Here is a 26,731-nt window from a genome sequence, read left to right on the forward strand (position 1 = left end):
CGACCATCCGTCCCCGGGGATCCGAGGTCGTAGTGGTCGTGCGCGTGGTCAGCAAAATGGCCATGCGCGTCATATAGCGATGCTATGTTGCGATGTCACTAACGGCCAAGATTAGGCCGTTGGCGGTGGCTTGTCGGTCATCTACCGATGGGGCACCATGGTGGGATGACCGACAGCCATCATCGCGCGCGTTTTAGCGAGAGAAGGCCCTGGAAGGAGGATTGGTAGACATGAGCACCACCGTCGATTTCATTTTCGATTTCGCGAGCCCCAACGCCTATCTCGTCCATCGCGTGCTGCCGGGCATTGCGGAGCGGACGGGTGCGACGTTCAACTATATCCCCTGTCTCTTGGGCGGAATTTTCAAGGCGACGGGGAACAAGGCGCCGATGGTCGCCTATGCGCCGATCCCCAACAAGCTCGCCTACGAGCAGCTCGAATTCGGACGCTTCATTGCCAAACACCAACTGTCCGACTTCACCTTCAATCCGCACTTCCCCGTCAACACGGTGCTGCTCCAGCGCGGGGCTCTCGTCGCCGAGCGCGACGGGCGGCTGATGGACTATGTCGAGGCCGGCCTCCACCATATGTGGGAAGCGCCGAAGAAGATGGACGATCCGGAAGCCTATGCGGCGGCGATGGACGAATCCGGTTTCGATGGCACGGCGCTCGTCGAAGGCGCGCAGGATGCCGGAATCAAGCAGAAGTTGATCGACAATACGAGCACGGCGGTTGAGCGCGGCGCTTTCGGCATCCCGACCTTCTATGTCGGCGACGACATGTTCTTCGGCAAGGAACGGCTCGGCCAGCTCGAAGAGGCGATAGTAGCCGCTAGCTGAGCGGCGCGGTCTTAGCTCAGCGGCGCGCTGGCGAAGAGGACGCCGAAGGCGCGGCACCAGATCACGACGGAACGGTGATTGCCGTCGAGCGCGCCGGCCGGGATCACATAGCTCTGATTGCCGCGACTGCGCTGCAAACGGCCGAGATCGACATGGTTGGCGCGGCGCGCATGGCGTTCGCTGCGGACGCTGGCGGCATCGGTCACCCAGACGCGCAGGTCCGGACCGCCGGTCACCGAAAAATCTTCGAGTTGCACGACGAGATCGCCATTCGCCCGGCGGACGAGACGCGCGGTTCCGCTGGACCGGTGCGATCGGCCGACACCGCGGAACTGGCCGGACGCGACGGTCTCGGCGCCGCTCTGCGCGATTGCGGCAGATGGAGACGCGCCGGTGGAGAGCGGAACCGCAAGGGCCGCCAATGCGATGGCTGAGGCGGCACCATAAGAGAATGTGCGAAACAGGGGCATGGTCGGTCCTTTGTTAGCGCCGCCAAAATTGCGGACTGACCGGGCTTCGCATCGGGGCTGTTGGAGGTTACAGCCATGCGCGAATCGCCTGCACCGGGAGAGGCTGCCGAATGACCGAACTGCGCTATCATGAGCGGGCCGACCGGCCGCGCCTTGCCTATCGTCATCGCGAGGGAATAGGGCCGACGCTCGTCTTCCTGCCCGGCTATATGTCCGACATGACGGGCTCCAAGGCGAGTGCGATCATGGCCTATGCCGAAGCGGAGAACCGGGCCTGCCTGCTGCTCGACTATGCCGGATGCGGATCGAGCGACGGCGATTTCGAAGCGCAGAAACTCACCGACTGGCGCGACGATGTGATGGATCTCGTAAATGCGCTGGTGCTCGGGCCGGTCGTGCTGATCGGCTCGTCAATGGGCGGCTGGCTGATGCTGCTCTGCGCGCTTGCGCATCCTGAACGGGTGTCGGCGCTGGTCGGAATCGCGGCGGCGCCCGATTTCACGGACTGGGGCTTCACGCAGGACGAGAAGCTAACGATCCTGCGCGACGGCCGGCTCGAACAGCCATCCGATTATGACGATTCCCCCTATGTCACCACGCGCACCTTTTTCGAAAGCGGCGAAGCGAGCCGGTTGCTCGGCACGGAAATCGCCATCGATTGCCCGGTGCGGCTGATCCATGGCCAGCAGGATCGCGATGTCCCATGGGAATATTCGGTCCGGCTCGCCCGGCAGCTGCGTTCAGCCGACGTCCATGTCACGCTCGTCAAGGATGCCGATCACCGGCTGTCGCGCATCGAAGATGTCGCACGGCTATTGGCCCAGATCGAATGGCTGCTCGAAAGCCTGAAAGCGTCCTGACTTGAGTTTCGCCCTGTTCCTTGCCGCGTTCCAGGCGGCGCCGCCACCCGTCGATCCGATCCTCATTCCGCCGCGCGAAGAGGCACAGCAGGGCGATCAGACGCTGGCCATGGCCTCGGCCCAGCGATTGCTCAATTGCATGCGGCTGGCTGAGAGCGATCCCGGCGCGGCGATTGCCGAGGGCGCGCGTTGGGCGCTGACCGATGGCGGCATCGAGGCCGAGCTTTGTCTCGGCGTCGGCCATGAATATAGCGGCGACTGGGATAGCGCCGAAACCGCCTATCTGCGGGCGCACGGTCTCGCGGAGTCGGCGGACGACACGCGCGCTATCGGTATCCTCGCCAATGCCGCGCGCATGACGCTGCGCAAGGGCGATGCGGCGACGGCGCGCACGCGTTTCGATACCGTGCTTGCCGATACCGAGCTGAGCGATGAAGTACGCGGCAATGTGCTGCTCGAACGGGCGCAGGCGCATGTGGAACTGGAGAACGGAACCGCCGCGCAGACAGACCTGATCGCGGCACAGGCACTGCTCCCGAACGACAGTATCGTCTGGCTATTGTCCGCTACGTTGGCGCGGCGTCAGGGTGATTTCGATACCGCGGGCGATTTCATCGATCGCGCGCTCGAGCTCGATCAGACCGATCCGGCGATCCTGCTCGAGGCCGGCAATATCGCGATCGGACTCAACGCTTATGCTATTGCGCGCGAAGCCTGGGGTCAGGCGGTTGCGGCCGAGCCCGAAAGCCCGGCCGGCCAAACGGCCGCACGCAACATTGAACGGCTCGATGCACTGCTGGCCGCAGCTCCAGGGGTGCCGGTGGAGCTTCCGGAGGCGGATGATGTGGAACCCGCCTCTTCGGCACCTGATGCTCCTCAGCCCTAACCCAGATAGAAATCGATCGTCGTGACGACGCGGACCAGCTTGTAGGGCGTGTCCGCGACGCCATAGCCGCCGGCATCACCGTCCCGCGCGGAGATCGAGAAATAGCCCTGCGTCGCGCTGCGAATGCTGCCGACATTGGTGCCGCTATCCTCGGCGAACTGGTTGGCCGATGCGCGCGCATCCTGCGTCGCTTCGGCGACCATTTCGGGCTTGATCTCATTCAATCGCGTGAAGGTGAAGCTCATGCCCGACCCCTCTTCGAGCACCACGCCGCGGCGCACGAGATCGAACTGACGGGCGACGGCGTTTTGCGCACGCTCGATATCGGTGGTGCGGAGCTGCAGCCGCTGCCGGATCGTATAAGTCTGCTGGCCCATATTGTTGGAGTATTGCGAGACGTTGACGCCCGATGGCTGCAGCGCCTCGGCCTCAAAGCCCAGTTCGCCGAAAAAAGCGCGGATCGCTTCGGTATCGCGATCGATATCGTTTTGCGCTTCGGCGAGGTTCGACGAGCGGGCCGAATAGGAAATGGTCCAGGTCGCGAGATCGGCGGTGACTTCGCGCTCGGCGAGGCCGCGGACCGTAACCGAGCGTTCGGCCATTTGCGCGCGCAGCAGTCCGTCGCCGAGCAGATAGCCGCCCGCGATAATGCTGAGGCCCAGCATGCCGCTTGCGATCAGGATGGTGCGCGTCGGGGGGTTACGCCATGTCCAGTTCGGTGTGTCGTTTGTGTCTTCGGTCATCGGTCTCACCCCTTATTGGGCGCATGCCGGCGCTTTTCCTCGTACCGGCCTGCGGCTATCGTGCGACCCGATATCGAAAACCGCTATGCAGCGTCAGAGATGAACCGTTGCTGACTTGCGACGAACCGTTGATCGAATAGAGGGCATATGCCGATGAAATATCTCCACACGATGATCCGGGTATCGGATATCGACGCGACGCTCGCCTTTTTCGATCTGCTCGGATTGAAGGAGCTGAAGCGCTATGACGTCGAAGCCGGCCGGTTCACGCTGGTGTTCCTTGCCGCGCCCGGCGACGAGGATGCGCAAATCGAGCTGACCTACAATTGGCCGCCTGAAGATGGCGAACCGGAAGACTATGACGGCGGTCGCAATTTCGGCCATCTCGCCTATGCGGTCGACGATATCTACGACATTTGCCAGCGGCTGATGGACGGCGGCGTCACGATCAATCGCCCGCCGCGCGACGGGCGCATGGCCTTTGTCCGCACGCCCGATTCGATATCGATAGAGCTTTTGCAGAAGGGGTCGGCGAAAGCGCCGGCCGAGCCCTGGGCGTCGATGGAGAATGTCGGCGAGTGGTAACGGGCCTCAGGCGGCGGCGCGCGATTTGCTGCCGATCTTCGGCGCCTTCCAGAGCGAGATGACGCGATCCCGGCCCTGTTCCTTGGCTTCGTACAGGCAGCTATCGGCGGCGCGATAGGCCTGGTTGAAGGTCTGGCCGGGCAGGATCGATACGAGGCCGATACTGACGGTCACGGGATCGCTGAGTTCCGGAACGCTTTCGTGAACGCTTTCGCGGATCGCCGTGCACAACCGCTCGGCCGTGTCGCGCGGGTCCGCGCTATGGATCAGCGCGACAAATTCCTCGCCGCCGATACGCCCGGCGGTCAGGCTGCTCCAGTTGCGCATGATCTGGGCCACGGCCTGCAGCACACGGTCTCCGACGTCATGGCCATATTCGTCATTGACCCGCTTGAAGTTATCGAGATCGAGCAGGGCGAAGCCGCGCGCGCCGAACGAGCCGGTCGCTTCGTTGAATTGCGTGATGATGGCGCGGCGATTGCTGAGACCGGTGAGATAGTCGGTTTGCGCGAGCTTCTCGAACGCCGCCTCGCTTTCGCGCGCGCTGTCCCGCTGTCGCCGGATGATCATCAGCCGGTCCGCGATGCCGAGGGCCGTCACGACCATTTCGAAGGCAAGCGTGCCGTAGATGATGAAATCGAGCCAGGCCGGGCCTTCGTAGAAATCCATGCCGCGCAAGACGCGCTCGCCCATCGAAAGGATGAGCGCGCAGCAGGCGACGAATACGAACCGCGCCGCCCGGCTGCCGCGGCCGAGAGCCTGGGCGATGCCGAGCGTGAAACAGACGAGCGCGGGGACAAAGCCGAGGAGAAAGATATCCTGGCCGATCGGTCGGATCGCCTCGCCGCCAAGTGTGATGATCAGCGTGATGGCCGGAATGATGCCGGCCGACAGGACCAGCCCTTTGCGCAGCGCCGTCGAAAGCTTGTCGGGCTCGATAAAGCTGCGGAAGAACATGCAGGCCGAGGATATCGCGAGCGCGATGCTCCACAGGTTAAGCGACCAGCGCAGATCGAGCGGCATCGCGGGAAAGAGAAAGTGAATGAAGCCGCCTGAGCACATCGTGTAGCCGAGCGCGCCCGAAACCATGCCGATATGCCAGAGCGTGAACTTCTCGCGCAGGACGATGAAGAAAGCGAGATTGTAGACCACGGGCAGCAGGAGGACGCCGATGAAGATCGCATAGAACAGGCTCGTATAATAATGCTGCGTCTCGGTTTCGGTGGCGCTCTCGATCGCGAGGTTGGAGATATTGGCGGACAGCTGCGGCCGGTCGAACGATATCGCCATACGCGCGATCGCCTCGCCGCCGGTGTCGATCGGGAGGGCGAAGCGCATCCCGGCGCGCCAGTTCTCGGTTGCGACTTCGGGACCGTACCGGCGGCCCGACCAGTTGCCGTCCGCGTCCTGCAAGTAAAGGGCGAAGCTGTCGAAGCTGGACGGGTCGACGATCAGCATCTGATTTTCAGCGGGGTCGACGATGTCCGCGACATCGACGAATGCCCAGATGCGTGGCCCCGCAATGGAGTCGTCGGCGATTCGGCACTCCGACTCCGCCCGAAGCGCGGCTTCGAGATCGATGTCGGTGCCTGTCGCTACCGTACAGACACGCGGCCCGAGAGCCGTCGCCGACGCTGGTGCTGCGACAAGGACGAACGCCGCCAATGCTGCCGCAAGGGCGCAAAACCAGGTCAGAAGGCGCGGGGACACCATGATAGACGGAGATGCTAGCGCTAGCGTCTTGAATTGCGGTTAATATTCGACTTGCACGCCAGAAAACGGTACATCCCGGAAATGCTCGAAATCGTCCGTATTCCCGTCCTTTCCGATAATTATGTCTGGCTCGTGCATGAGCCGGACTGCGGCGAGACGATGGTCGTCGACCCGGCCGTCGCCGATCCCGTGCTCGCCGAAGCCGAAAAACGCGGCTGGCGCATCACGCAGATATGGAACACGCATTGGCATCCCGATCACACGGGTGGCAATGCCGATATCAAGGCGGCGAGTGGCTGCACGATTACCGGCCCGGAGGCCGAGCAGGCGCGCATCCCGACGCTCGACCGGCTGGTGAAGGAGGGCGATACGGCGCGGCTCGGGGACGTCGAAGCCGAGGTGATAGATGTGCCCGCACATACGGCGGGGCATATCGCCTATCATTTTCCGACAGAGAAAGCGGCTTTTGTCGGCGATACGTTGTTCGCCATGGGCTGCGGGCGGCTGTTCGAGGGTACGCCGGAGCAGATGTACGCCAATATGCGCAAGCTCGAAGCGCTGCCCGACGACACGCGCGTTTATTGCGCGCATGAATATACCGAGGCCAATGGCCGTTATGCGGTGACGGCGGAACCTGACAATGCAGCGCTCGCGGAGCGGATGGATCAGGTGGTTGCGATGCGCGCAAAAGGCGAGGCGACCGTGCCGACCACGATCGGCGAGGAACGGGCGACCAATCCGTTCATGCGCGCCGCTTCGGCCGAAGAACTGGCCGAGCGCCGTGCCGCGAAAGATGCGTTTTAGGCGCTTTTGTGATATTGCTGAAATTTCGGGGGCGAAAAGCGAAAGGAACTGTGATGGTTCGACTGATACCGATGGCGTTTGCCATTCCCCTGCTGGCCGGATGCACGGCCAATGCGATGGAAACCCATGAAGCCGGCGCTGAGTCCCTCTCCGAGCGCGACCAGCGCCGGATGGCGGCCCTGCTGGACGGAAAGACGCCCGGCGATCCTCAACCCTGCATCAACACGCGCCCCAATACCCAATCGTCGATCATCGGCAATCAGATGATCCTCTATCGGGTCGGCAGCACCGTATACCGGAACGACCTCAATGGGATTTGCCCGACTTTACGTTCGACGAGCACGATCGTCAGCCAGCGTTACGGCTCGAGCCAGCTTTGCAGCGGCGAGCTCGTTCAGGTGCGCGATCCGTTGAGCGGAGCTGGATTTGGCAGTTGTGCGTTGGGCGAGTTTGTGCCGTATCGGGAAGAATAAGTAAGCTCGCCGGCTGCCGGTCGTTCGGCAGCGTTCTTATTGGTCGTGATACGCCTAATGGCGATAAAGCGCGTTGAGCCGTTCGCCATAGATTTCGCGCAGCACATGTCGGCGGATTTTCATTGACGGCGTCATCTGGTCATTCTCGACCGTAAATGCTTCGTCGGCGAGGATCGTCCGGCGGACTTTCTCGACCGCCGCCAGGCCCTTGTTGACCCTGTCAACGGCAGCGGACACGGCGCGATGGAAATCGGGATTGTCGCGCAGCGCAACCTCGTCATTCGGCACGCCATTTGCCTGCGCCCATTCGCGCACCCATTCGGGATCGGGCACGATCAGGCCGACCAGATGCGGCCGCTGATCGCCGACGACCATGGCCTGCGAGATTTCCGGTTCGAGCGTTAGCATGCCCTCGACCCGCTGTGGCGCGACATTGTCGCCCTTGTCGTTGACGATCAGATCCTTTTTGCGGTCGGTGATCGCGATCCGTCCAGCTTCGTCGATATGGCCGATATCGCCCGTATGCAGCCAGCCATCTTTAAGAACGCGCGCCGTTTCCTCCTCGTTGCGCCAGTAACCGTGCATGACGAGTTCGCCCTTGACGAGGATCTCGCCATCCTCGGCGATCTTCACTTCCGTCTTGGGAAGCGGCGGGCCGACCGTATCCATCTTGAGGCCCGTTTTCGGCCGGTTGCAGGAGATGACGGGCGCCGCTTCGGTCTGGCCATACCCCTGTAGCAGCGTCAGGCCGAGCGAGTGGAAGAAGATGCCGATTTCCGGATTGAGCGGCGCGCCGCCCGATACCAGCGCCTTGAGCCGTCCGCCGAAGCGTTTGCGGATTTTGGGGCGCAGGATGACGTCGAGCAGAACGTCCATCGGCTTGTCCCTGAGCGGCACCGAACCCGCATAATCCTTCTCGCCAATATCGAGCGCTTTTTGCAGCATATAGTTGGGAAACTTGCCCTGTTTCTCGATCGTCTTGAGCAAGCGCTGGCGCAGCACTTCGAACAGGCGCGGCACCACGACCATGATCGTCGGCTTGGTCTCGAGAATATCGGCGGCGAGCTTGTCGAGCCCACGCGAATAATAGATCTGCCCGCCAAGGCCGATCGGGAAGAACTGCCCGGCGCTATGCTCATAGGCGTGGCTCAAGGGCAGGAAGGAGAGGAACACCTCGTCTTTCCAGCCGAAATCCTCGGAAATGACGGCGGCGCAGCCCTCGCAATTGTGCAGGATCGCGCCATGATGCTGCATCACACCGCGCGGCGCGCCGCCCGTGCCGCTCGTATAGATGATGCAGGCGGTGTCTTCGCGCGCGAAATCGCACGCTTCGGCGCGCGCCTCGATATCCGGCGTTTCCGCGCCGAGCAGCGAGGACCAGTCGTGAAACTGCACGTCGCCACCTTGCGCCATGCGCATCGGTTCGATGCCGATGATCGATTTGCAGTGGGTCGCGTTGAGCGCCGCGCTGGTGACAGTTTTCGCGAGCTTCTGCGTCGAGACGATCACGGCCTTTGCGCGACTGTCTTCCAGGATATGCGTATGATCGCGTTCGGTATTGGTCGTATAGGTGGGGACGGCGATGCAGCCCGCGGCCATGATGCCGAGATCGGCGATGCAAAATTCCGGCCGGTTCTCAGAGACTAGCACGACGCGGTCGCCGCGCTGCAGGCCAAGCCGCTGCAGCGCATCGGCGAGCGCGCAAGCCTGTTCGGCGACCTCGCGCCAGCTCATCGATTCCCAGCCATTTTCGCCATGCCGCCAGAGGAAGGGTTGGTCGCCCTTCTCGCGCACGCGCGTGAAAAACATCGTCAGAAGATTGGGGAAGATTTCGAGTTGGCGCATGGTTTAGCGGTTCCTGGGGATGGGTTTATTCGGTGAGCGCGATGCCCGGGCTGCGCGGATCGGCCGCACCGAGCCAGCCATCGCCGGTCCATTGGATGGCATTGACCTTGGACGTGAGGTTTGAGGCGACGACCAGGCCGCTGCGCTGGGAGAGTTCGGTTTGCATCTCGGCAAGATAGCTATCCTGCTCGATCCGCAAACTGTCGCCGCCAAAATAGATATTGGGGAGCGCGATGGCTTCGTCGACGGGCAGGCCCCAATCGAGAACGCCGATCAGGGTCTTGGTGACGTGCATGATGATGCGCCGCCCGCCGGCGGAGCCGAGCGCGAGCACGAGATTACCGTCTGCGTCATAGACGAGCGTTGGCGACATGGAAGAAAGCGGCCGCTTGCCCGGGGCTACGGCATTGGCGACGGGCGCGCCGTCGCGTTCGGGCGTGAAATCGAAATCGGTGAGCTCGTTGTTGAGGAAATAGCCATTGGCGACGAGCTGGCTGCCGAACGGCCCTTCGATCGTGGATGTCATGGTCACGACATTACCGCTGCTGTCGGCGGCGACGAAATGGGTGGTGCCGGCAATTTCGCCGTCGAGCCCGGCCGTGCGCGCCTCGCTGCCGGGCGGCGTGCCGGCTTCGTAAGTGCCGATCGCTGAATCGCTGGAAATCAGCGCCGAGCGCTCTGCGATATAGCTGTCTGCAAGCAGGCCTTCGACCGGCACGGACACGAAATCCATATCGCCGAGATACATGGCGCGATCGGCATAGGCGAGGCGCATCGCTTCGCCGATCAGATGCCAGGCTTCGGGGCTCTGAGCGCCGAGCGCGCCCATGTCGAACCGTTCGAGCATGCCAAGGATCTGCAGCACGGTCGTCGCCCCCGAAGAGGGCGGGCCCATGCCGCAGATGCGGTAAACGCGATATTCCCGGCAGACCGGGGCGCGTTCGATCGCGCGGTAGTTGGTGAAGTCTTCTGTCGGAATGACCGTCGGGTTATGAACGCTGTTCCCTGCCGCCGCCTGGATCGCCGCAACATTCTCGCCGCTGTAGAACGCGTCCGCGCCTTCGTCTGCGAGACGGCGGAGCAGGGCGGCGAGCGCCGGGTTGCGCACGATATCGCCCTCTTCCTTGGGCGCGCCGTCTTCCCAATAGATGGCGCGGGTATCGGGAAAGTCGTTCCAGATTTCCGAGAAGAAGCCGAGGAAGCGCGCCATGCGGGCGTTGACCGTATAGCCTTCTTCCGCGTGCCGGATCGCGGGCGCGAAGATTTGCGCCCAGTCGAGCCGGCCCCAGCGCCGATGCGCTTCGGCCATCAGCCGCATATTGCCCGGAATGCCGATCGAGCGCCCGCCCGGCACCGCCTGACGGAATCCCATCTCTTCGCCATCCTCGGTCAGGAAAAGCGCGGCAGTCGCGGTCGAAGGCGCCGTTTCGCGTCCATCGATCGTCGTCGCAGTGCCGCTTTCCGCATCATGGCGCACGAAAAAGCCGCCGCCGCCGATGCCCGAGCTTTGTGGCTCGACGACGGTAAGCACCAGCATCATCGCCATGGCCGCATCCGTTGCCGATCCCCCGGCCCGCAAAATCTCCTGTCCGGCTTCGGCCGCGCGCGGATCGGCCGCCGACACGACGCCCGGAATGCGCTGCGATTCTGCATTGTGCGAAACACTTGCCGGGGCGGTATCGGGTTGCGCGCATGCACTGACTGGCAACATGAGCAGTGCGAAGGCAAGAACAATGGAACGTTTCATGCGCCGCTTTCTAACCTTGGAATCCGGGACCGCCTAGTCCGTTCGTCTTTCACTGCCGATGGCTTCGGCGATCGATGCAAAGCCATCGCACTTTCGCAGCCTTTCGAGGCCGCGCACGATATCGCGGCCGAGGCTAGGTCCCTGATAGGCTAATGCGGTGTAGAGCTGCACAAGCGAGGCCCCGGCCCGAATGCGCGCCCAGGCTTCTTTCGCGCTATCGATTCCGCCGACGGCGATAATCGGCATCTCGCCGCCCGTCGCGTCTCGGAAATCGCCGAGTCTTTGTCGCGCGAGCCGGGCGAGCGGGCGGCCGGACAGCCCGCCGGTTTCCGCGGCATGGCGGGATGTAAGTTCGGGCCGGGTGATCGTCGTGTTGCCGACGATTAGCGCATCGATGCTTCGGTCCATTGCGATCCGGGAGATTGCGTCGATATCGGCCGGCTCGAGGTCGGGCGCGACTTTGAGAAAGATGGGCGGGCCGTCCGGAGCGCGCGCGGCAATCGCCCGTTCGAGCAGCGCGTCGAGCGCGCCTTCGTCCTGCAATGCGCGCAATCCCGGCGTATTGGGCGAGGAGATGTTGATCGTCAGATAATCGGCCAGCGGCGCCATAACCCTTACGCCGGTCTCGTAATCGGCGATCCGGTCTTCGCTATCCTTGTTCGCGCCGATATTGATGCCGACGATTCCGCGGGTCCGGTCCCGCTTCGCCAGCCGTTTGGCCGCCACCGCCTGGCCGTTATTGTTGAAGCCTAGCCGATTGATGACGCCATGTTCGATGACGAGCCGGAACATGCGCGGTTTCGGATTTCCGGACTGAGGCAAAGGCGTCAGCGTACCGACTTCGGCGAAACCGAAACCCAGCGCCAATATCTTGTCAGCCACTTCGGCATTCTTGTCGAAGCCTGCGGCGAGCCCGACGGGATTGGGGAAATCGAGACCGGCGACGCGGATCGCGAGCGCCCGGGGCGATGCTGGCGGCGGGCCCAATGGCGCAGCTTTCAGGCCGGCAATCGTCAGGCTGTGCGCTCGCTCCGCATCGAGCAGGAACACCATCGGCCGGATAATGGGGTAGATCGCCATGCGCGGCGCTATGGCAGCGCCGGACCGGCTGGTCAAAAGCGCGAACATCGTCCAGATATGGCACCAAACAGCCAAAACGGAGTTCGCTCATGCGCCATCTATTCTTGTTGTCCACCGGCGCCATGATTGCCGGCTTGGGTGCCGTCGCCGTGGCTCCACCAACCGCTTGGGCGCAGGCCGCCGAAGTCGAAGCGGCAGAGGACGCCGATGCAGCGCTCGCGGAGTTTTTCGAGGCCTTCGATCAGGCCGAACTGGAATTTTCGCCGCTGACGAAATCCTTTCGCGGCATTCGCGACGAGGATTATGGCGAATGGGGCGATTTCAGCGACGCCAATGCGGTCGCCGAGCAGGAGCGGCTGCTCGCTGCGCGCGATCAGATGCGCGCGCGCTTTGCCGATGCCGATCTCACCGAACAGTCGCGGCTGTCCTACCGGCTCTTCGAACGCATGGCCGAGCGCAGCACGGCCGCGTTCCAGTTTCGCGGCAATGATTACATCTTCGACCAGATGAATGGTGCGCAGAGCCAGTTGCCAGCGTTCCTCATCAACATCCATCGCGTGTCCGAACCCGAGCATGCAGAGGCCTATATCAGCCGGCTTCAGGGGCTTGGTCCGGCGATGGATCAGCTGATCGCAGAAGCCGAAGCGCGCGAAGCCAATGGCGTGCTCCCGCCGGACTGGGTGTTTCCTTACGTGATATCGGATGCGCGCAACGTCATCACCGGTGCGCCCTTTACCGAAGGCGAGGACACACCGCTCTATGCCGATCTGCAGAGCAAGGTGAACAGCCTTGAGATCAGCGACGAAGCGAAAGCCGATCTGATCGCGCGGGGCCGCGCGGCACTGCTCGAATCCGTCGGCCCGGCCTATGAGCGGCTGATTGCCATGCTTGAACGCCAGCAGGCGAACGCGCCCGAAGAGGACGGCATATGGCGGTTCGACAATGGCGCGGACTATTATGCCGAACGGCTGCACTACTATACCACCACCGATCTGACAGCCGAGCAGATCCACCAGCTCGGCCTCGACGAGGTCGAGCGCATCCATGGCGAGATGCAGGCGATCATGGATCAGGTCGAGTTCGAGGGGACGTTGCAGGAATTCTTCACGCATGTGCGGACCAGCGACGAATTTTTCTACCCGACGCGCGAAGCCTATCTGGCGGATGCGCGGGCGACGATGGCGGCAATGGAAGAACGGCTGCCCGAATTTTTCGGTCGCCTGCCCCGGGCCGATGTGGTGATCCAGCCGGTCGAAGCGTTTCGCGAGCAATCGGCGGGCAAGGCGTTCTATCAAAGCCCGACGCCTGACGGGTCCCGCCCCGGCACCTATTATGTGAACCTCTACAATCTGCGCGATATGTCCCGCACCGAAATGGAGGCGCTCGCCTATCACGAGGCCGCTCCGGGCCATCACCTGCAGCGCGGGCTGCAGGTCGAGACCGAGGGCATCCCGTCCTTCCGGCGTTTCGGCGGCTTTACCGCCTATACCGAGGGTTGGGGCCTGTATGCGGAGGAACTCGGCAAGGATATGGGTTTCTATACCGACCCCTATTCCGATTTCGGCCGGCTGGGGATGGAGCTGTGGCGCGCCTGCCGGCTCGTCGTGGATACGGGCCTGCATCACCTGCGCTGGTCGCGCGAGGATGCGATTGTCTATCTGCGCGAGAACACGCCCAATCCCGATGGCGATATCCGCAAGGCGATCGAGCGCTATATCGTCTATCCCGGCCAGGCGACGGCCTATACGATCGGTAAAATCAAGATCATGGAATTGCGGCAGCGCGCGATGGATACGCTCGGCGAGAATTTCGACTGGCGCGGTTTCCATGATTCGGTGCTCGCGCCCGGCCCCGTGCCGCTCGATATTCTCGAGGAACAGGTTGATGCCTGGATCGGGAGCGTGAATGCCGGAGATTGATTCGGCCCATGTCGATTCTGTCCAATACTGGCGGGCCGATCCCACCTAATGAGGTGGTGCGACCCGAAGCTTCCCCACCCGGGGAGGCTTAAGACTAGCGGCCCCGACAGGAAACTGTCGTGGGCCGCTTTTTTTTGTCGATAAATTGCGCTAGTCCCTGTGCCAGAAGCAAAAAACAAACAGCTTCGGGGCGCACAACTTGACCGATTTGTCGAAATTCTCGCTGGAATTCGCACCGCCACCTGACGATCTTCAGGATCTGGTTTCCTCTTTTTATCATTTCGCGACCGAGGTCGAAGAGAGCAAGCCGACCGAACGCGCCGATCGCGCGCAGATACGGTTCCTGTTGCGCGGCAGCGGCGGTTATGAATTCTGCACCGGTGAATATTTCGATGCGGCACCGGTGAGCATCATAGGCCCCACGACAGGACCGACGGTTGGTCATATCAAGGGCGCGCCGGAGATATTCGGCATCGGACTGCAGCCGGCCGGCTGGGGTAGCCTGATGGGCGCCGACGCGGAGAGCCATATCAATCGCCTGATCGATGCGGCGTCCATGCTCGGCGATGGGGTAATGGACACGCATGCGGCGATCGGCGCCGCGGAAACGTTGGCCGAGAAAGTCGAAATCGCTTCGGACTTTGCCCGCGAACTGATGAAGGATGCCGAATCCTCGCCGATCTGGTTTACCCGGGTGGTCGATGAATGGCTCACCGCAAGCGCCTCTCCCGACATTAACGATCTGATCGAACAGTCCGGCCTCTCGAAGCGTCAGGTCGAGCGGATGACCAAACGCTTCTACGGCGCGCCGCCGAAGCTGCTGGCCCGCAAATATCGGGCGCTGCGTGCGGCGGCGCTACTCGTACGCGAGGATGGCGACGAAGAGGGGGAAGCGCCGGAAGACGCCTTTTACGATCAGTCGCACCTGATCCGGGAGATCAAGGAATTCACCGGCGTTACGCCCGGCAAGATGAAGAAGACGCCCGAAACGCTGACCAAGGATATTCAGGAACGGCGCAAGAAACTCGCGGGCAAGGTCAGCAAGATCGTCTCCGACACATAGATTGCACGCCAATACAGCCTTGATTTACAGCCGCTTTGCGCCCAAATGCCTAATCGGAACGAATCACTCCGATTAAGGATTGGGCATGCGCTTATCCAGTATGGCAGATTATGCCGTCGTCACGATGCAGGCGGCCGCACAGCATTGCGGCGGCGCGCGCACGAGCGCGACCCAGCTTGCCGCAGAGACCGGTATTCCCCTGCCGACGACGCAGAAGCTCGTGCATCTGCTGTCGCGCAGCGGCCTGCTCAAATCGATCCGCGGCGCGGGCGGCGGCATTCAGCTTGCCCGCCCTGCTGCGGCCATCACCCTCGCCGATATCATCGAGGCCGTGGAAGGGCCGATCGCGATGACGGCCTGTGTCGAGCAGGGCAGCCATGATTGCGCGCTCGAACCGACCTGTCAGGTCAAACCGCATTGGGGCGTGGTGAACAACGCCGTTCGCGGTGCGCTCGACAATGTCAGCCTGGCGAGCCTCGCCCATTCTTCACCCGCTCCCGTGACCGAAGGCGCCACAGCATGACCGATGAAACCCAGACCAAAGACGTCGAGGACGAAAAATTCCGCAACGAGGAGGCTTTCGAGGCCGCGAAAAAGGCGGAAACCTATGAATGGGGTTTCTCGTCCGATGTCGAGCAGGATTTCGCGCCCAAGGGGCTGAACGAGGACACGGTTCGCTTCATTTCGGCCAAGAAGAAAGAGCCCGAATGGATGCTCGAATGGCGGCTGAAGGCGTTTTGCCGTTGGCAGCAGATGGAAAGCCCGGACTGGGCGAAGCTCAACATTCCGCCGATCGATTATCAGGATGCGTATTACTATGCCGAGCCGAAGAAGAAGCCGACGCTGAAAAGCCTCGACGAACTCGATCCGGAAATCCGGCGGACCTATGAAAAGCTTGGCATTCCGATTGAGGAGCAGAAGGTGCTCGCCGGGGTCGAGGGCGCGCGCAAGGTGGCGGTCGATGCGGTGTTCGATTCCGTCTCCGTCGCGACCACGTTCCGCGAGGAACTGTCCAAGGCCGGCGTTATCTTTCTGTCGATCTCCGAAGCGATCCGCGAGCATCCCGAACTCGTCCGCAAATGGCTGGCCAAGGTCGTGCCCGTTCACGACAATTACTTTGCCGCGCTCAACTCGGCGGTCTTTTCGGACGGCACCTTCGTCTACATTCCCGAAGGCGTGCGCTGTCCGATGGAGCTTTCCACCTATTTCCGGATCAACGCCGAAAATACCGGCCAGTTCGAACGGACGCTGATCGTCGCGGAGAAGGGCTCCTACGTCTCCTATCTCGAAGGCTGTACCGCGCCGATGCGCGACGAGAACCAGCTCCACGCGGCGGTTGTGGAGCTCGTCGCGCTCGACGATGCGGAGATCAAATATTCGACCGTGCAGAACTGGTATCCGGGCGATGCCGAGGGCAAGGGCGGCATCTATAATTTCGTCACGAAGCGCGGGCTGTGCCAAGGCAGGAATTCGAAGATCAGCTGGACCCAGGTCGAAACGGGCAGTGCGATCACCTGGAAATATCCAAGCTGCGTGCTGAATGGCGAGAACAGCATCGGCGAATTCTATTCGGTGGCGCTCACCAATAACTATCAACAGGCCGATACGGGCACGAAGATGATCCACAATGCGCTAGGCACCCGCTCGACGATCATCTCCAAGGGCATCAGCGCGGGCAAGTCCGACAACACCTATCGCGGCCTCGTCCGCGTCGGGCCCAAGGCAGAAGGCGTGCGCAACTTTACGCAATGCGATTCATTGCTGCTCGGTGACCAGTGTGGCGCGCATACAGTTCCGTACATCGAGGTCAAGAATCCGAGCGCGCAGATCGAACATGAGGCGACGACGTCCAAGATTTCGGACGACCAGATGTTCTACGCCCAGCAGCGCGGCCTTGATGAAGAGGAGGCGGTGGCGCTGATCGTCAATGGCTTTGCGAAAGAGGTGCTGCAGCAGCTTCCGATGGAGTTCGCCGTGGAGGCGCAGAAGCTGCTCGGCATCAGCCTTGAGGGGAGTGTCGGCTGATGCGGCGCTTTGCCTCTCTTGCCGCGTGCGTCGCTTTGGCTGCGCCGTCGGCGCTGTACGCGCAAACCGCGGATGAGGCGGATGGCGAAGTCAATCTTGACGCCATCGACGCGCTGCTCGGCGATCAGGAGGTGACCGGCGACGACGATGCCGATACCGCGGAGGAAGAGACGGAAGACGCGGACGAAGCGTCTGAAGATGAGGACGCGGAAGACGGTAGCGAAGAGGCGGCCACAAACGAGGAAGACGCGCCCGAGCCGTCCGATCTTACGGTCGCCTTCAACGCCTATTCGCTCTGCTCGTCCGAAGCCGGCGCGGCGCTCGAGGAACAGGGCTTTGCGCTGGACCAGATCGGCGAGGAAGCATTGCTGCGTTGTTCGGGCCAGCGCGCCGCCTATGTGAACGCCTTCTATTTCAGTCTGTTGCCGCGCTATCCCGATGCACCGGAGGCGACGGTCCGCGCCAGCGCCGAGCGGCTGGTCGCGCAGTCCGATACGGCGTTGGCAGCGCTGGTTACCGGTGAGGTGACGGTCCTGCGTGCCGAACGCGAAGCGGAAGCCGAAACCGAAACCGCAGAAGATGCCGAACCGTCCGAAGACGATGATTCCGCGGACGAAGCAACCGAAGAAGAAACGGAAACTGATGCTTAAGATAGACAATCTCCACGCCGAAATCGGCGGAACCGAAATTCTCAAGGGCCTGAGCCTCGAAATCGCGGCTGGCGAAATCCACGCGATCATGGGGCCCAATGGTGCGGGCAAATCGACGCTCGCCTATGTGCTGGGCGGCCGCGACGGCTATGAGGTCACCCAGGGTTCGGCCACTTATGATGGCGAAGACCTGCTCGATATGGACCCGCACGAGCGGGCAGCGGCCGGGCTCTTCCTCGGCTTTCAATATCCGGTCGAGATTCCGGGCGTTTCCAACGTCCAGTTTCTGCGCACGGCGCTCAATGCCCAGCGCAAGGCGCGGGGGCAGGAGGAGCTGTCCGGCGGCGATTTTCTGAAGCTCGCGCGCGAACAGGCGAGCGCGCTCAAGATGAATGCCGAGATGCTGAAGCGCGCCGTCAATGTCGGCTTTTCGGGTGGCGAGAAGAAGCGCAACGAGATGGTCCAGATGGGCATCATCGACCCGAAGCTCGCGATCCTCGACGAAACCGATAGCGGCCTCGATATCGACGCGCTGCGCACCGTGGGCGAGGGGATCAACACGATTATGAGAAAGCCCGAAAAGGCCGTGCTGCTGATCACGCACTATCAGCGCCTGCTCGACGTGGTGAAGCCTGATTATGTGCATGTGCTGGTCGATGGCCGCATCGTCCGCACGGGCGGCGCGGACCTCGCGCACCAGCTCGAAGAGCAGGGCTATGAGGCGATAGCGGAAGCGGCATGACCGAGACTCTCCAGCTTCCCACCCGTCGCGACGAGGCGTGGCGCTATGCCGATCTTGATGCGCTCGCGCCGGTCTGGCCCGATATCGCCGGCAAACGAGAGGAGATTCTCGTTTCCGCTGGCGAGTCCGCGAGCCGCCAGCTCATCCTCGAAGCCAGCGACCCCAATGTCGCGGTCGAGACGCTTGCGATCAGGCTGGAGAAGAATGCGCGCTTTGCACTGCACTGCTTGGCCATTGGTGCCGACTATGGCCGCATTGCCGTTGAAGTGACCTTGGCCAAAGGCGCGCATTTCGAGCTGGGCGGGGCGATCCTCGGCACTGGCGACCAGACGCTCGAAATCGTGACAGACGTTCGCCATATCGAGCCCGGCGGCACGAGCAATCAGGTCGTGCGCAGCGTGCTCGGCGAAACCGCGACCGGCTCGTTCCTTGGCAAAGTGTCGGTCGCGCGCGATGCGCAGAAGATCGATGCATCGCAATCGGTGAAAGCCATGCTGCTCGACCGGACGGCGACAGCGAATGCCAAGCCTGAGCTCGAAATCTTCGCCGACGATGTGAAATGCGCGCATGGCGCAACGGTCGGCGAGCTTGATAAGCAGGCGCTCTTCTATCTCGCCTCGCGCGGCATCCCGCCCGCTGAAGCGCGGCGGCTGATGCTCCAGGCCTTCATCGCAGACGCCTTTGTCAGCCTCGAAGACGAAGCCGCGCATGATGCGATCGAAGCCAAGGCGCTGGCCGTGCTGGAGGCGATCACATGAACGTTATGACCGCCCCTGCACCGATAGACGTACGCGCCCATTTCCCGGGGCTCGGCGATAGCTGGCGCTATCTGGATACGGCGGCGACGGCGCAGAAGCCGCAAGCCGTTATCGACGCGATCGCATCCGGCTATGGCGAGAAATATGCGACCGTCCATCGCGGCGTCTATGCGCGTTCCGCCGATATGACACTGGCCTATGAAGCCGCGCGACGGCGGGTTGCCGACTTTATTGGTGCGGCGTCCGACAGCGAGATCGTTTTCACGCGGGGCGCGACCGAGGCGATCAATCTCGTCGCGCATAGCTGGGGAAACCTGAACGTTCGCGCAGGCGATCGGATCATGCTGTCGCAGCTCGAACATCATTCTAACATCGTGCCTTGGCAGCTGCTCGCCGAGCGTGTCGGCGCGGAGATCGACGTTGCGCCGCTGACCGAAGATGGCCGGATCGATCTCGAAGCCATGGCAGACATGCTGACCGAGCAGCACAAACTCGTCGCGCTCGCCCATGTCTCCAACGTGCTCGGCTCGGTGCTCGATGTGCGCCGTGCGGCGGACCTCGCCCATGGCGTCGGCGCGAAGCTGCTGCTCGACGGGTGCCAGGCCGTGCCGCGCCTCCCCGTCGATGTGCAGGCGCTGGGCTGCGATTTCTACGTCTTTTCCGCGCACAAGCTGTACGGCCCGACCGGGATCGGCGCGCTTTGGGCGCGCGGCGAGATACTGGACGCGATGCCGCCGTGGGAAGGCGGCGGATCTATGATCGACAAGGTTGCTTTCACCGGCACGACCTATGCGCCGCCGCCCCAGCGCTTCGAGGCGGGTACCCCGCATATCGTCGGCGCGCTCGGCCTGCATGCGGCGATCGACTATGTATCGGACATCGGCCTCGATGCGATCCACGCGACCGAGGCGACGCTCGTTGCCGAAACACGCGATGCGCTGTCGCAGATCAACTCGGTGCGCCTGTTCGGGCCGGACGACAGCGCGGGCATCGTCAGCTTCGGGATTGAGGGCGTTCATCCGCACGATATCGGCACGATCCTCGACGAAGAGGGCGTGGCGATCCGCGCCGGTCATCATTGCGCGCAACCGCTGATGGCCTATCTCGGGGTCGACGCGACCGCGCGGGCGAGCTTCGGCGTTTACAACAGCAGCGAGGATGTGACGGCGCTCGTTTCGGGCGTCAAACGCGTCACGCGGATATTCGGGTAAGGAGTCTTCGAATGGACGAAGAACGCAAAATCATGGTCGAGGAGGTCGATGCGGTCGATAAGCCCGCCAAGGCTCGCGTCGACGATGCAGCGGACGAGAAAGCCTATGTCGCCGCGCCGTCTCCGGCCGAGGCGGAAAGCGATGCTTCCAAGCTCGAACGCAAGAAGGATTATCTCGAAGGCTTTCTCGCTGGCCAGTCGTCGGACGAGAGCGACGCGGATACCGGTAGCGGCGATCTGCGCGCCGATATCATCGAAGCGTTGAAGGAAATTTACGACCCTGAAATCCCGGTCAATATCTACGATCTCGGCCTGATCTACGGCGTCGAGGTTACGGACAATGGCGAGGCGGCGGTGGCGATGACGCTGACGACGCCGCATTGCCCGGTCGCCGAAACCATGCCGGGCGAGGTCGAGCTGCGCGTCGGCTCGGTGCCCGGGGTCGGCCATGCCGAGGTCAATCTGGTCTGGGACCCGCCCTGGGACCCGGGTAAGATGACCGACGAAGCGAAACTCGAACTGGGGATGCTGTGATGACGACTACTGTCCGTGAAATTCCCACTGCGCTGACACTCACCGAGTCCGCCGAGGCGCGGATTGCGGAGCTGATGGCGAAAGCCCCCGAAAGCGCGATCGGCGTCAAACTCTCGACCCCGCGCCGCGGCTGTTCGGGCCTCGCCTATTCGGTCGATTATGTCGAAACGGCCAATCCGATGGATGAGAAGATCGCGACGCCCGGTGGCGATTTCTATGTCGACGGCGCATCGGTGCTCTATCTCGTGGGCTCGACGATGGACTGGAAGGAAGACGATTTCACCGCCGGTTTCGTCTTCGACAACCCCAATGCGACCGGAAGCTGCGGCTGCGGCGAGAGCTTCACCGTCTAGTCGGAGCGTTGCAAAAGCTGCTAATGCGCTGGGCATGAAATATGGTCTGATCCCATTCGCCACGCTGGCTCTTGCCATCGCCTCCCCCGCCTTCGCCAATGACAGTACCGCCGAGCTGACGGCCGGCGGGCTCGTGCTGCGTCAGAGCGACACGATCGATATGCGCTCGGAAGACCTGTACATTTCGACCGAGCAAATCCGCGTCCGCTACACTTTTCATAATACGGCCGATGCGGATGTGACGACCATTGTCGCCTTTCCGCTGCCCGAACTCGCCCTCGACTATGAGGGCGATTACACCTTCCCCTCAGACTTCGAGACCGAAGTCGCCGGCCAGACGGTCGAGATGTCTGTCGAGCGCAAGGCGATGCTCGGGGAGACGGACCACAGCGCGATACTTGCCGAATATGGTTTGCCGCTCTCGCCCGAAGCGGATTGGGAGGCGTTCGAACAGGCACTCGAGCGGCTCAGCGATCCGCAGGCCGATCGTCTCCAAGCGCTGGGCCTGGTCGAGGTAAACCGCTATGAACGGAACGGCGAAACCCGGCGCTACATCCGCCCGCTCTGGACTGTGCGGCAGACCTATTATTGGGAGCAGGTCTTTCCGGCGGGAGAGAATCTCGAGATCGAACATCGCTATCGCCCTTCGGTTGGCGGAACGGCGGGGTCGGCCATCGGCAATCCCGATTTCATCGCCAGCGAATGGGGCCAGGAGATGGTCGCAGAATATTGCATGGACGCGAACTTCCTCGCCGGCGCGCGTCGGATGATGCAGCGCTCGGACTATGGCTATGTCGTCGAACGCACGCTCGGCTATGTGCTGACGACCGGCGCCAATTGGCGCGCACCGATCGGCGAATTCCGGCTGGTCGTCGACAAGGGCGATCCGCGCAATATCGTCAGCTTCTGCGGCAGCGGCCTCAACCGCCTCTCCCCCACCCAGTTCGAGATGCGCCGCACGAACTGGCGGCCCGAGCAAGACTTGAGAGTCCTGCTCCTGTCGCCGGCGGAGTGAGGATGGCCCGGAAGGCCTGATGCAAGAAAGGGCGCGGCATCGCTACCGCGCCCTTCCCCATTTGCGCCGCGCTATGCGGCCTCGTCGTCCGACAGCTTGACGATATCATTCATCAAGCCGCTGGTGCCGTTGGTGACCGTCAGGCGGTCGACCTTCCCGGCGATGGTCTCCAGAGCTTCGAGCTCCTTCAACCGCAGCATCACCGGATTCTCCGACATCACCTTCGCGGTGTTCAGAAGCGAACGCGTGGCATTCGTTTCCTCACGCCGGCGGATGACATTGGCCTCGGCTTCTTTCTGCGCGGAAACCACCTGGTTGAGCAGTTCCCGCATATCGCCCGGCAGGACCACGTCCTTGAGCGAGATTTCAGAGACCTCCAAGCCGATTTCGGCCATGTCAGCACGCACCTTCTCGGCCGCTTCGGCATTCACCGTCACCTTCTGTTTGAGGATCTGGTCAAGCGTCATCGCGCCGAGTGTCTTGCGGAAGGCGTACTGCAAGGCCCGGTACAAGGCATCGGTGAAATCCTTCACCTCGGTGGTCGCCTTGACCGGGTCGGTCACGCGATACTCGGCGGAAATGTTGATCCGCAAAGTCACACGATCCCGCGTCAGCACTTCCTGACCGGTTACGTCGAGCGGCTGACGGGTCACATCGACCAGCTTGTGGCTGATCTTGCGGCCCGCCTTCCAATAGCCGTAAATTCCCGGTCCAAGCTGCCCGACAAGTACGCCGTCGATGCTGAGGATCGCGACCTTGTCCCGATCCACCTCGATCACCGCGACGTCCGCCAGCAAGCCGGACTTCTGCAGTCGCTTCAGCAGCGTACCGTCGACGGCAGCGTCTTCGCCGATGTCGATGGTCTCTGCCTTCCACGGTCCCGCGTCGGTCCAGAGCGCGAGCTTACGGTCCGGAGCAAGAACGGCGTACGGAACGCCGTCGCGCTCGATGACAGCAATCTCGGTGGCGGACGTGCGCAGCATCGTGAGATGCGCGGCTACGTCTTCCGGTGCTTTCTCGAACAGAATCTGCTCATAGTCCGAATAGAGTTCCGGACGGACCAGATTGTGCCATTCGAGCTTCAGCATACCGCGCCGGTTCGGGAGAACATGCTCCCCCGGCCCCAATATGCCGCGCACTTCACCCTTGTGCAGGTAAATCGCCCGTTCGTTTGCGTCGATGAGAACGCGCTTGCGCCCCATCAGGCTGTCAATCAATCGCAACATCATTCTTACTCCATCTTAAAACTAGCTCACGCTCGTTTTCCTTTCATTGGTTTCACGTCACATTTCCCCGAATCAAAAAAGATCCGGGGACCGGTGGCATGCCGCATGGCGGGCGGGCCGGAGCGGGTGTTGCAGTATCCGGGGCGGATCGGGACGGTTCGAAAACCAGGTCCGTCTCGACCCCGGAACGGCGCAACCTTCACGGCCAACCGAGCCAGTTGGCATGGTGGCGGACGCATCGCCCTTGCCCGTCCATCGCCCGCAGGCGATTTCGAGGCGCAGGTTTTGCGCCTTTCACATGCCGATCCCCGAACCCGTTAAGTTGCAAAACAGATTTTCAGTCTGTCTGGTCTTCGCAGGACCAATTTGGAGCAGGAGTCGAACCTGCGACAGCAAGATTAACAATCTTGTGCTCTACCCACTGAGCTATCCAAGTCTGAGACGGGATTCGAACCCGTTCCTCTAGCACCCGAAGCTAGCGCTCTATCCAAATGAGCTACAAAGCAACCGAACACGACAAGACAGCATCCGTACATAGCGGCATCAGCGATGCCTTATGCGGGCGGGCGGGTAAGCCCTGACCGTTGATGTCTGACCCGTCACTTGATCGGGGGACGCGGCTGATAGGAGCGGTTTTCGTTGTTGGCAAGCCCCGCGGCGAATATTTTCAAGCCCTTGGTCGCCTAGAAAACCAGCGTGAAGCGGATCGCGCCGCCCATATCGTCGCCGATCGTGGCAAAATGGCCGGGGTCGCGGCGATAAAAGAGATGGGCGGCGAGCCAACCGGCGCCGAGCGTGCGCGAATAGGCGGCTTCCATGTCGATCTGTCGGCCCTCGGGGGCGAGATTGAAGAAGCGGTTCTCGTAGCGCGTTTCGAGCGTGGCATAATCGTAAGCAGCCGGCAGGTTGAGGCTCAGCCCGCCGCGATAGACGCGCAGCGGCTGGGCGATGCGTAGCGAAAGCCGGTCGGTGTCGGTCATCACGCCTGATTTCGAGATATCGGCCGACGCGGCGAAGGTCCGCAGCGTACCGCCGCGCATTATGGCGTTCGATCCGTTGGCGAAGCTCCAGCCATGGCGCATATCGCCGCCAACCGACCAGCCATTGGGTCCGCTCCAGCGTAGCGCGATATCCGCGAAGAGCGACTGGCCGCCCTGCCCACCGCCCAGCGCCTCGCTGAACCGCGCGCCGAGAAAGGTCGCGCTTTCATCGAGCAGGCTCAGCCCGCCGTCGAGCCGCACGCTGCCCCATTGCCGGTCGGCGGCGATGCCGATGCGCGTGTAGCGTGATTCCAGCCAGTCATCGCGCGCAACAAAGAGTTCCGGATCGTGCCGGGACAGCGCCTGGCCGCGCTCGGCCATGATCGTGACGCCAAGCCCGTTCCACTGCCGGTGCATGGCGAAGCTCGTATCGGCCTGGCTTGCAAATCCGCTATCGCCGATCGCTGGCCGCGCGATCAGGAAAGCGGGCTGCACCCGGCCGTTGAGCCGCGCGCCGACGCTGTCGCCATCCTGCGAGAAAGCGAAGACGACGCGCGTATCGGCGTCGATCTGCGCAGCGACCATCCCGGCCGCGACGCGGGCGCGCTCGGCATCTTCGCCGCGCAGTGCGAGCCGGGCGATTCGCGTCTGGGTCGCCCGGGCATCGATGTTGAAGGCGAGAATTGTGTTGCTGCCGGCCGCTGTTGCGAAACTGCCGCCACGATTGACGGCGAGGCTGTCGGCGAGTTGCGTCTGCGGTGCCGTGCGGCGCACGGTCTGGGCGAGATCGATCGCGAAGGCCCGGTCGAACCCGTCGAGAATCACGACGCCGACGCCCTGCTGCCGGGCATCGCCCATCGGCGCTGAGAGAGTCATGCTGTTCGCCATACTGATCGGTTCGCTGGTTCCGGCGAGGCTCATCTGGCCCTGCGGTCGGAAAGCTTCGGCGAGATCGAGAATGCCTTGACCATAGACATCGTCATCGCCCGCCGCGCCGCCATCTCGCGCGCTTCGGAAGAGCAGGGAGACGATCTCCGCGCCGGTTAGATTGGGGAAAGCCGACGCGAGCAACGCAACCGCAGCCGTGATCTGCGGCGCGGAATAGGAGGTGCCGCTATAGAGGAAATTCTGCCCGCGTTCGTCGAAACTGCGGACCCGCTCGCCGAGCGCGGCGAGATAGAAATCTTCGCCGACACCCGCGCGGTTCGAAAAGCTGCTGATCGCATCGTTCCGGTCCACCGAGCCGGCGATGATCACATGGCCATTGGCTTCCGCGGTCATCGCGACCTGGGCCAGCGCATCGGGATTGGCGCCATCGGCTGTATCGCCGTCATTGCCCGCCGATATCACGATCACGATTCCGGCATTGGCGGCGCGGGCGACGGCTTCGCGAAAGCTGCGGCTGGTTCCGCTGCCGCCGAGCGAGATATTGATCGCCCGCGCATTATTCTGGACGGCGATGTCGATCGCTTCCGCAAGATCGCCCGTGTTGTGCGTACAGCCTTCATCGCCGCCTGCCGCGCAGCTACCCGGTTCGTCGGTGCGCAGGACGAGAAGGGTCGAGTCGAACGCCATGCCGACGATCGAACTGTCGTTCCGGTTGGCCGCGATCACCGCGCCGACGGATGTTCCGTGGCCGCCCTCGTCGTCGATGCCGCGATTGCCGGCAACGTCACGGGAGGCCGCGCTGATCCGGCCGGCAAATTCGGCGTTGTCGCGGTCGATGCCGCTATCGAGCAGGGCGACAGTCACGCCTTCGCCCGTAGCGCCTTCTGCATAGGCAGTTTGTGCGTTGGCGTGGGCAATCCCGTCGGACCGGCCGAACTCCATCGTGTTCGCACTGATCGTGGGTGCTGTTGGCGCAGGCGACGGGGGTGATGGCGGTGCCGGAGGCGTCGGCGCGTTCGCCGTCGGCGGTGCCGGGGTCGAGTTGACGCCGGCCCCTCCGCCACCGCCGCCTCCGCATGCCGCAAGGGTCAAAAATACAGGAAGGCTGGTGGCAATGAGGAGGGGCGTCTTGGTTGGCATGTTGGCGAATCACCTGATCAGGCGCCCCACGCCGACTCGGTCAGTAGGCGCTCCGCGCTTGAAATAACTTTAAGCCCAAATTCATTTTGCGCTAACCGTAAGGTCGGTTAGGGCGTGTACCTACAGCTGAGACAGCTTCGGCGCCCAAATGGCGAACCTGTCGGGCCGAAAGGCGCGCAGCGA

25 protein-coding genes and 1 tRNA gene are annotated in these 26,731 nt (G+C 62.6%); 17 read left to right on the top strand and 9 right to left on the bottom strand.

Features of this window, described 5'->3' with window-relative positions:
- The first annotated feature begins 230 nt into the window (after positions 1 to 230).
- Positions 231 to 839, top strand: a complete 609-nt coding sequence (locus Q0974_RS01500) for a 2-hydroxychromene-2-carboxylate isomerase (RefSeq protein WP_299321800.1) — start codon at positions 231 to 233, stop codon at positions 837 to 839.
- Between the two features lie 11 nt (positions 840 to 850).
- Here the strand turns inward: Q0974_RS01500 and Q0974_RS01505 are convergent, their stop codons facing one another.
- Positions 851 to 1,309 carry a DM13 domain-containing protein gene (locus Q0974_RS01505; RefSeq protein ID WP_299321803.1) on the bottom strand — a complete coding sequence of 153 codons (459 nt, stop codon included), beginning with the start codon at positions 1,307 to 1,309 and terminating at the stop codon, positions 851 to 853.
- A 110-nt stretch (positions 1,310 to 1,419) separates the two neighbouring features.
- Here Q0974_RS01505 and Q0974_RS01510 point away from each other — a divergent pair, with 110 nt between their 5' ends.
- Positions 1,420 to 2,169 carry an alpha/beta hydrolase gene (locus Q0974_RS01510; protein ID WP_299321808.1) on the top strand — a complete coding sequence of 250 codons (750 nt, stop codon included), beginning with the start codon at positions 1,420 to 1,422 and terminating at the stop codon, positions 2,167 to 2,169.
- A gap of 1 nt (position 2,170) precedes the next feature.
- Positions 2,171 to 3,055 (top strand): tetratricopeptide repeat protein, encoded by an 885-nt coding sequence (locus Q0974_RS01515; RefSeq protein ID WP_299321811.1) that lies wholly within the window; start codon positions 2,171 to 2,173, stop codon positions 3,053 to 3,055.
- Here Q0974_RS01515 and Q0974_RS01520 read toward each other — a convergent pair.
- Positions 3,052 to 3,720 (bottom strand): SIMPL domain-containing protein, encoded by a 669-nt coding sequence (locus Q0974_RS01520; protein ID WP_299322138.1) that lies wholly within the window; start codon positions 3,718 to 3,720, stop codon positions 3,052 to 3,054. The genes Q0974_RS01515 and Q0974_RS01520 overlap by 4 nt on opposite strands.
- Positions 3,721 to 3,945: 225 nt before the next feature.
- Here Q0974_RS01520 and Q0974_RS01525 point away from each other — a divergent pair, with 225 nt between their 5' ends.
- Complete coding sequence (locus Q0974_RS01525; protein WP_299321813.1) at positions 3,946 to 4,383, top strand: VOC family protein; 438 nt, start codon at positions 3,946 to 3,948, stop codon at positions 4,381 to 4,383.
- A 6-nt stretch (positions 4,384 to 4,389) separates the two neighbouring features.
- Here Q0974_RS01525 and Q0974_RS01530 read toward each other — a convergent pair whose 3' ends face one another.
- The gene (locus Q0974_RS01530; RefSeq protein WP_299321816.1) at positions 4,390 to 6,096 is read right to left on the bottom strand and encodes a diguanylate cyclase; all 1,707 of its coding nucleotides are present in this window, start codon (positions 6,094 to 6,096) and stop codon (positions 4,390 to 4,392) included.
- An 81-nt stretch (positions 6,097 to 6,177) separates the two neighbouring features.
- Between Q0974_RS01530 and gloB the strand changes: the two genes are divergently transcribed.
- Together gloB and Q0974_RS01540 are read left to right on the top strand one after the other, a co-directional pair.
- A complete protein-coding gene (gene gloB, locus Q0974_RS01535; protein WP_299321819.1) occupies positions 6,178 to 6,900 on the top strand; it encodes a hydroxyacylglutathione hydrolase in 723 nt (240 codons plus the stop codon).
- 53 nt (positions 6,901 to 6,953) lie between these two features.
- Complete coding sequence (locus Q0974_RS01540; protein WP_299321822.1) at positions 6,954 to 7,373, top strand: hypothetical protein; 420 nt, start codon at positions 6,954 to 6,956, stop codon at positions 7,371 to 7,373.
- Positions 7,374 to 7,427: 54 nt separating this feature from the next.
- Here the strand turns inward: Q0974_RS01540 and Q0974_RS01545 are convergent, their stop codons facing one another.
- Genes Q0974_RS01545 through Q0974_RS01555 form a run of 3 tightly spaced genes read right to left on the bottom strand, consistent with a single transcriptional unit; the run spans position 7,428 to position 12,093 of the window.
- The gene (locus tag Q0974_RS01545; protein WP_299321824.1) at positions 7,428 to 9,218 is read right to left on the bottom strand and encodes a long-chain fatty acid--CoA ligase; all 1,791 of its coding nucleotides are present in this window, start codon (positions 9,216 to 9,218) and stop codon (positions 7,428 to 7,430) included.
- 25 nt (positions 9,219 to 9,243) lie between these two features.
- The gene (ggt, locus tag Q0974_RS01550) at positions 9,244 to 10,965 is read right to left on the bottom strand and encodes a gamma-glutamyltransferase (RefSeq protein WP_299321827.1); all 1,722 of its coding nucleotides are present in this window, start codon (positions 10,963 to 10,965) and stop codon (positions 9,244 to 9,246) included.
- A gap of 33 nt (positions 10,966 to 10,998) precedes the next feature.
- Positions 10,999 to 12,093, bottom strand: coding sequence for a quinone-dependent dihydroorotate dehydrogenase (locus Q0974_RS01555; protein ID WP_299321828.1), 1,095 nt, complete (start codon positions 12,091 to 12,093; stop codon positions 10,999 to 11,001).
- A gap of 41 nt (positions 12,094 to 12,134) precedes the next feature.
- Here Q0974_RS01555 and Q0974_RS01560 point away from each other — a divergent pair, with 41 nt between their 5' ends.
- The 11 genes from Q0974_RS01560 to Q0974_RS01610 all read left to right on the top strand — a co-directional run bounded on the left by Q0974_RS01560 (position 12,135) and on the right by Q0974_RS01610 (position 22,314).
- A complete protein-coding gene (locus tag Q0974_RS01560) occupies positions 12,135 to 13,964 on the top strand; it encodes a DUF885 family protein (RefSeq protein WP_299321830.1) in 1,830 nt (609 codons plus the stop codon).
- 199 nt (positions 13,965 to 14,163) lie between these two features.
- Positions 14,164 to 15,027 (top strand): helix-turn-helix domain-containing protein, encoded by an 864-nt coding sequence (locus tag Q0974_RS01565; RefSeq protein WP_299321832.1) that lies wholly within the window; start codon positions 14,164 to 14,166, stop codon positions 15,025 to 15,027.
- Positions 15,028 to 15,112: 85 nt separating this feature from the next.
- Positions 15,113 to 15,550 (top strand): SUF system Fe-S cluster assembly regulator, encoded by a 438-nt coding sequence (locus Q0974_RS01570; RefSeq protein ID WP_299321833.1) that lies wholly within the window; start codon positions 15,113 to 15,115, stop codon positions 15,548 to 15,550.
- A complete protein-coding gene (gene sufB / locus Q0974_RS01575) occupies positions 15,547 to 17,052 on the top strand; it encodes a Fe-S cluster assembly protein SufB (protein WP_299321834.1) in 1,506 nt (501 codons plus the stop codon). Before Q0974_RS01570 ends, sufB begins: the two co-directional genes overlap by 4 nt.
- Positions 17,052 to 17,702: a hypothetical protein gene (locus Q0974_RS01580; RefSeq protein WP_299321836.1), complete on the top strand. Its 651-nt coding sequence runs from the start codon at positions 17,052 to 17,054 to the stop codon at positions 17,700 to 17,702. Before sufB ends, Q0974_RS01580 begins: the two co-directional genes overlap by 1 nt.
- Positions 17,695 to 18,444 (top strand): Fe-S cluster assembly ATPase SufC, encoded by a 750-nt coding sequence (sufC, locus tag Q0974_RS01585; RefSeq protein ID WP_299321838.1) that lies wholly within the window; start codon positions 17,695 to 17,697, stop codon positions 18,442 to 18,444. The genes Q0974_RS01580 and sufC overlap by 8 nt, the downstream gene beginning before the upstream one ends.
- The gene (locus tag Q0974_RS01590; RefSeq protein ID WP_299321841.1) at positions 18,441 to 19,202 is read left to right on the top strand and encodes a SufD family Fe-S cluster assembly protein; all 762 of its coding nucleotides are present in this window, start codon (positions 18,441 to 18,443) and stop codon (positions 19,200 to 19,202) included. Before sufC ends, Q0974_RS01590 begins: the two co-directional genes overlap by 4 nt.
- Positions 19,199 to 20,413 carry a cysteine desulfurase gene (locus tag Q0974_RS01595; protein WP_299321843.1) on the top strand — a complete coding sequence of 405 codons (1,215 nt, stop codon included), beginning with the start codon at positions 19,199 to 19,201 and terminating at the stop codon, positions 20,411 to 20,413. The genes Q0974_RS01590 and Q0974_RS01595 overlap by 4 nt, the downstream gene beginning before the upstream one ends.
- A gap of 11 nt (positions 20,414 to 20,424) precedes the next feature.
- Positions 20,425 to 20,946 carry an SUF system Fe-S cluster assembly protein gene (locus Q0974_RS01600; RefSeq protein ID WP_299321846.1) on the top strand — a complete coding sequence of 174 codons (522 nt, stop codon included), beginning with the start codon at positions 20,425 to 20,427 and terminating at the stop codon, positions 20,944 to 20,946.
- Entirely contained in the window at positions 20,946 to 21,299 is a 354-nt protein-coding gene (locus tag Q0974_RS01605) for an iron-sulfur cluster assembly accessory protein (RefSeq protein WP_299321848.1), read from the top strand. Before Q0974_RS01600 ends, Q0974_RS01605 begins: the two co-directional genes overlap by 1 nt.
- 34 nt (positions 21,300 to 21,333) lie before the next feature.
- On the top strand, positions 21,334 to 22,314 hold the full coding sequence (locus Q0974_RS01610) for a DUF4424 family protein (RefSeq protein WP_299321850.1): 981 nt from the start codon (positions 21,334 to 21,336) through the stop codon (positions 22,312 to 22,314).
- Positions 22,315 to 22,385: 71 nt separating this feature from the next.
- Here the strand turns inward: Q0974_RS01610 and Q0974_RS01615 are convergent, their stop codons facing one another.
- From Q0974_RS01615 to Q0974_RS01625, 3 genes are all read right to left on the bottom strand, one after another.
- Positions 22,386 to 23,543: a slipin family protein gene (locus Q0974_RS01615; protein ID WP_299321852.1), complete on the bottom strand. Its 1,158-nt coding sequence runs from the start codon at positions 23,541 to 23,543 to the stop codon at positions 22,386 to 22,388.
- A gap of 437 nt (positions 23,544 to 23,980) precedes the next feature.
- Positions 23,981 to 24,038: transfer RNA gene (locus tag Q0974_RS01620), tRNA-Pro, on the bottom strand.
- A gap of 185 nt (positions 24,039 to 24,223) precedes the next feature.
- On the bottom strand, positions 24,224 to 26,350 hold the full coding sequence (locus Q0974_RS01625) for a S8 family peptidase (RefSeq protein ID WP_299321855.1): 2,127 nt from the start codon (positions 26,348 to 26,350) through the stop codon (positions 24,224 to 24,226).
- Between the last annotated feature and the right edge of the window lie 381 nt (positions 26,351 to 26,731).

This window comes from Parasphingopyxis sp., from assembly GCF_028279465.1.
GTDB lineage: Bacteria > Pseudomonadota > Alphaproteobacteria > Sphingomonadales > Sphingomonadaceae > Parasphingopyxis.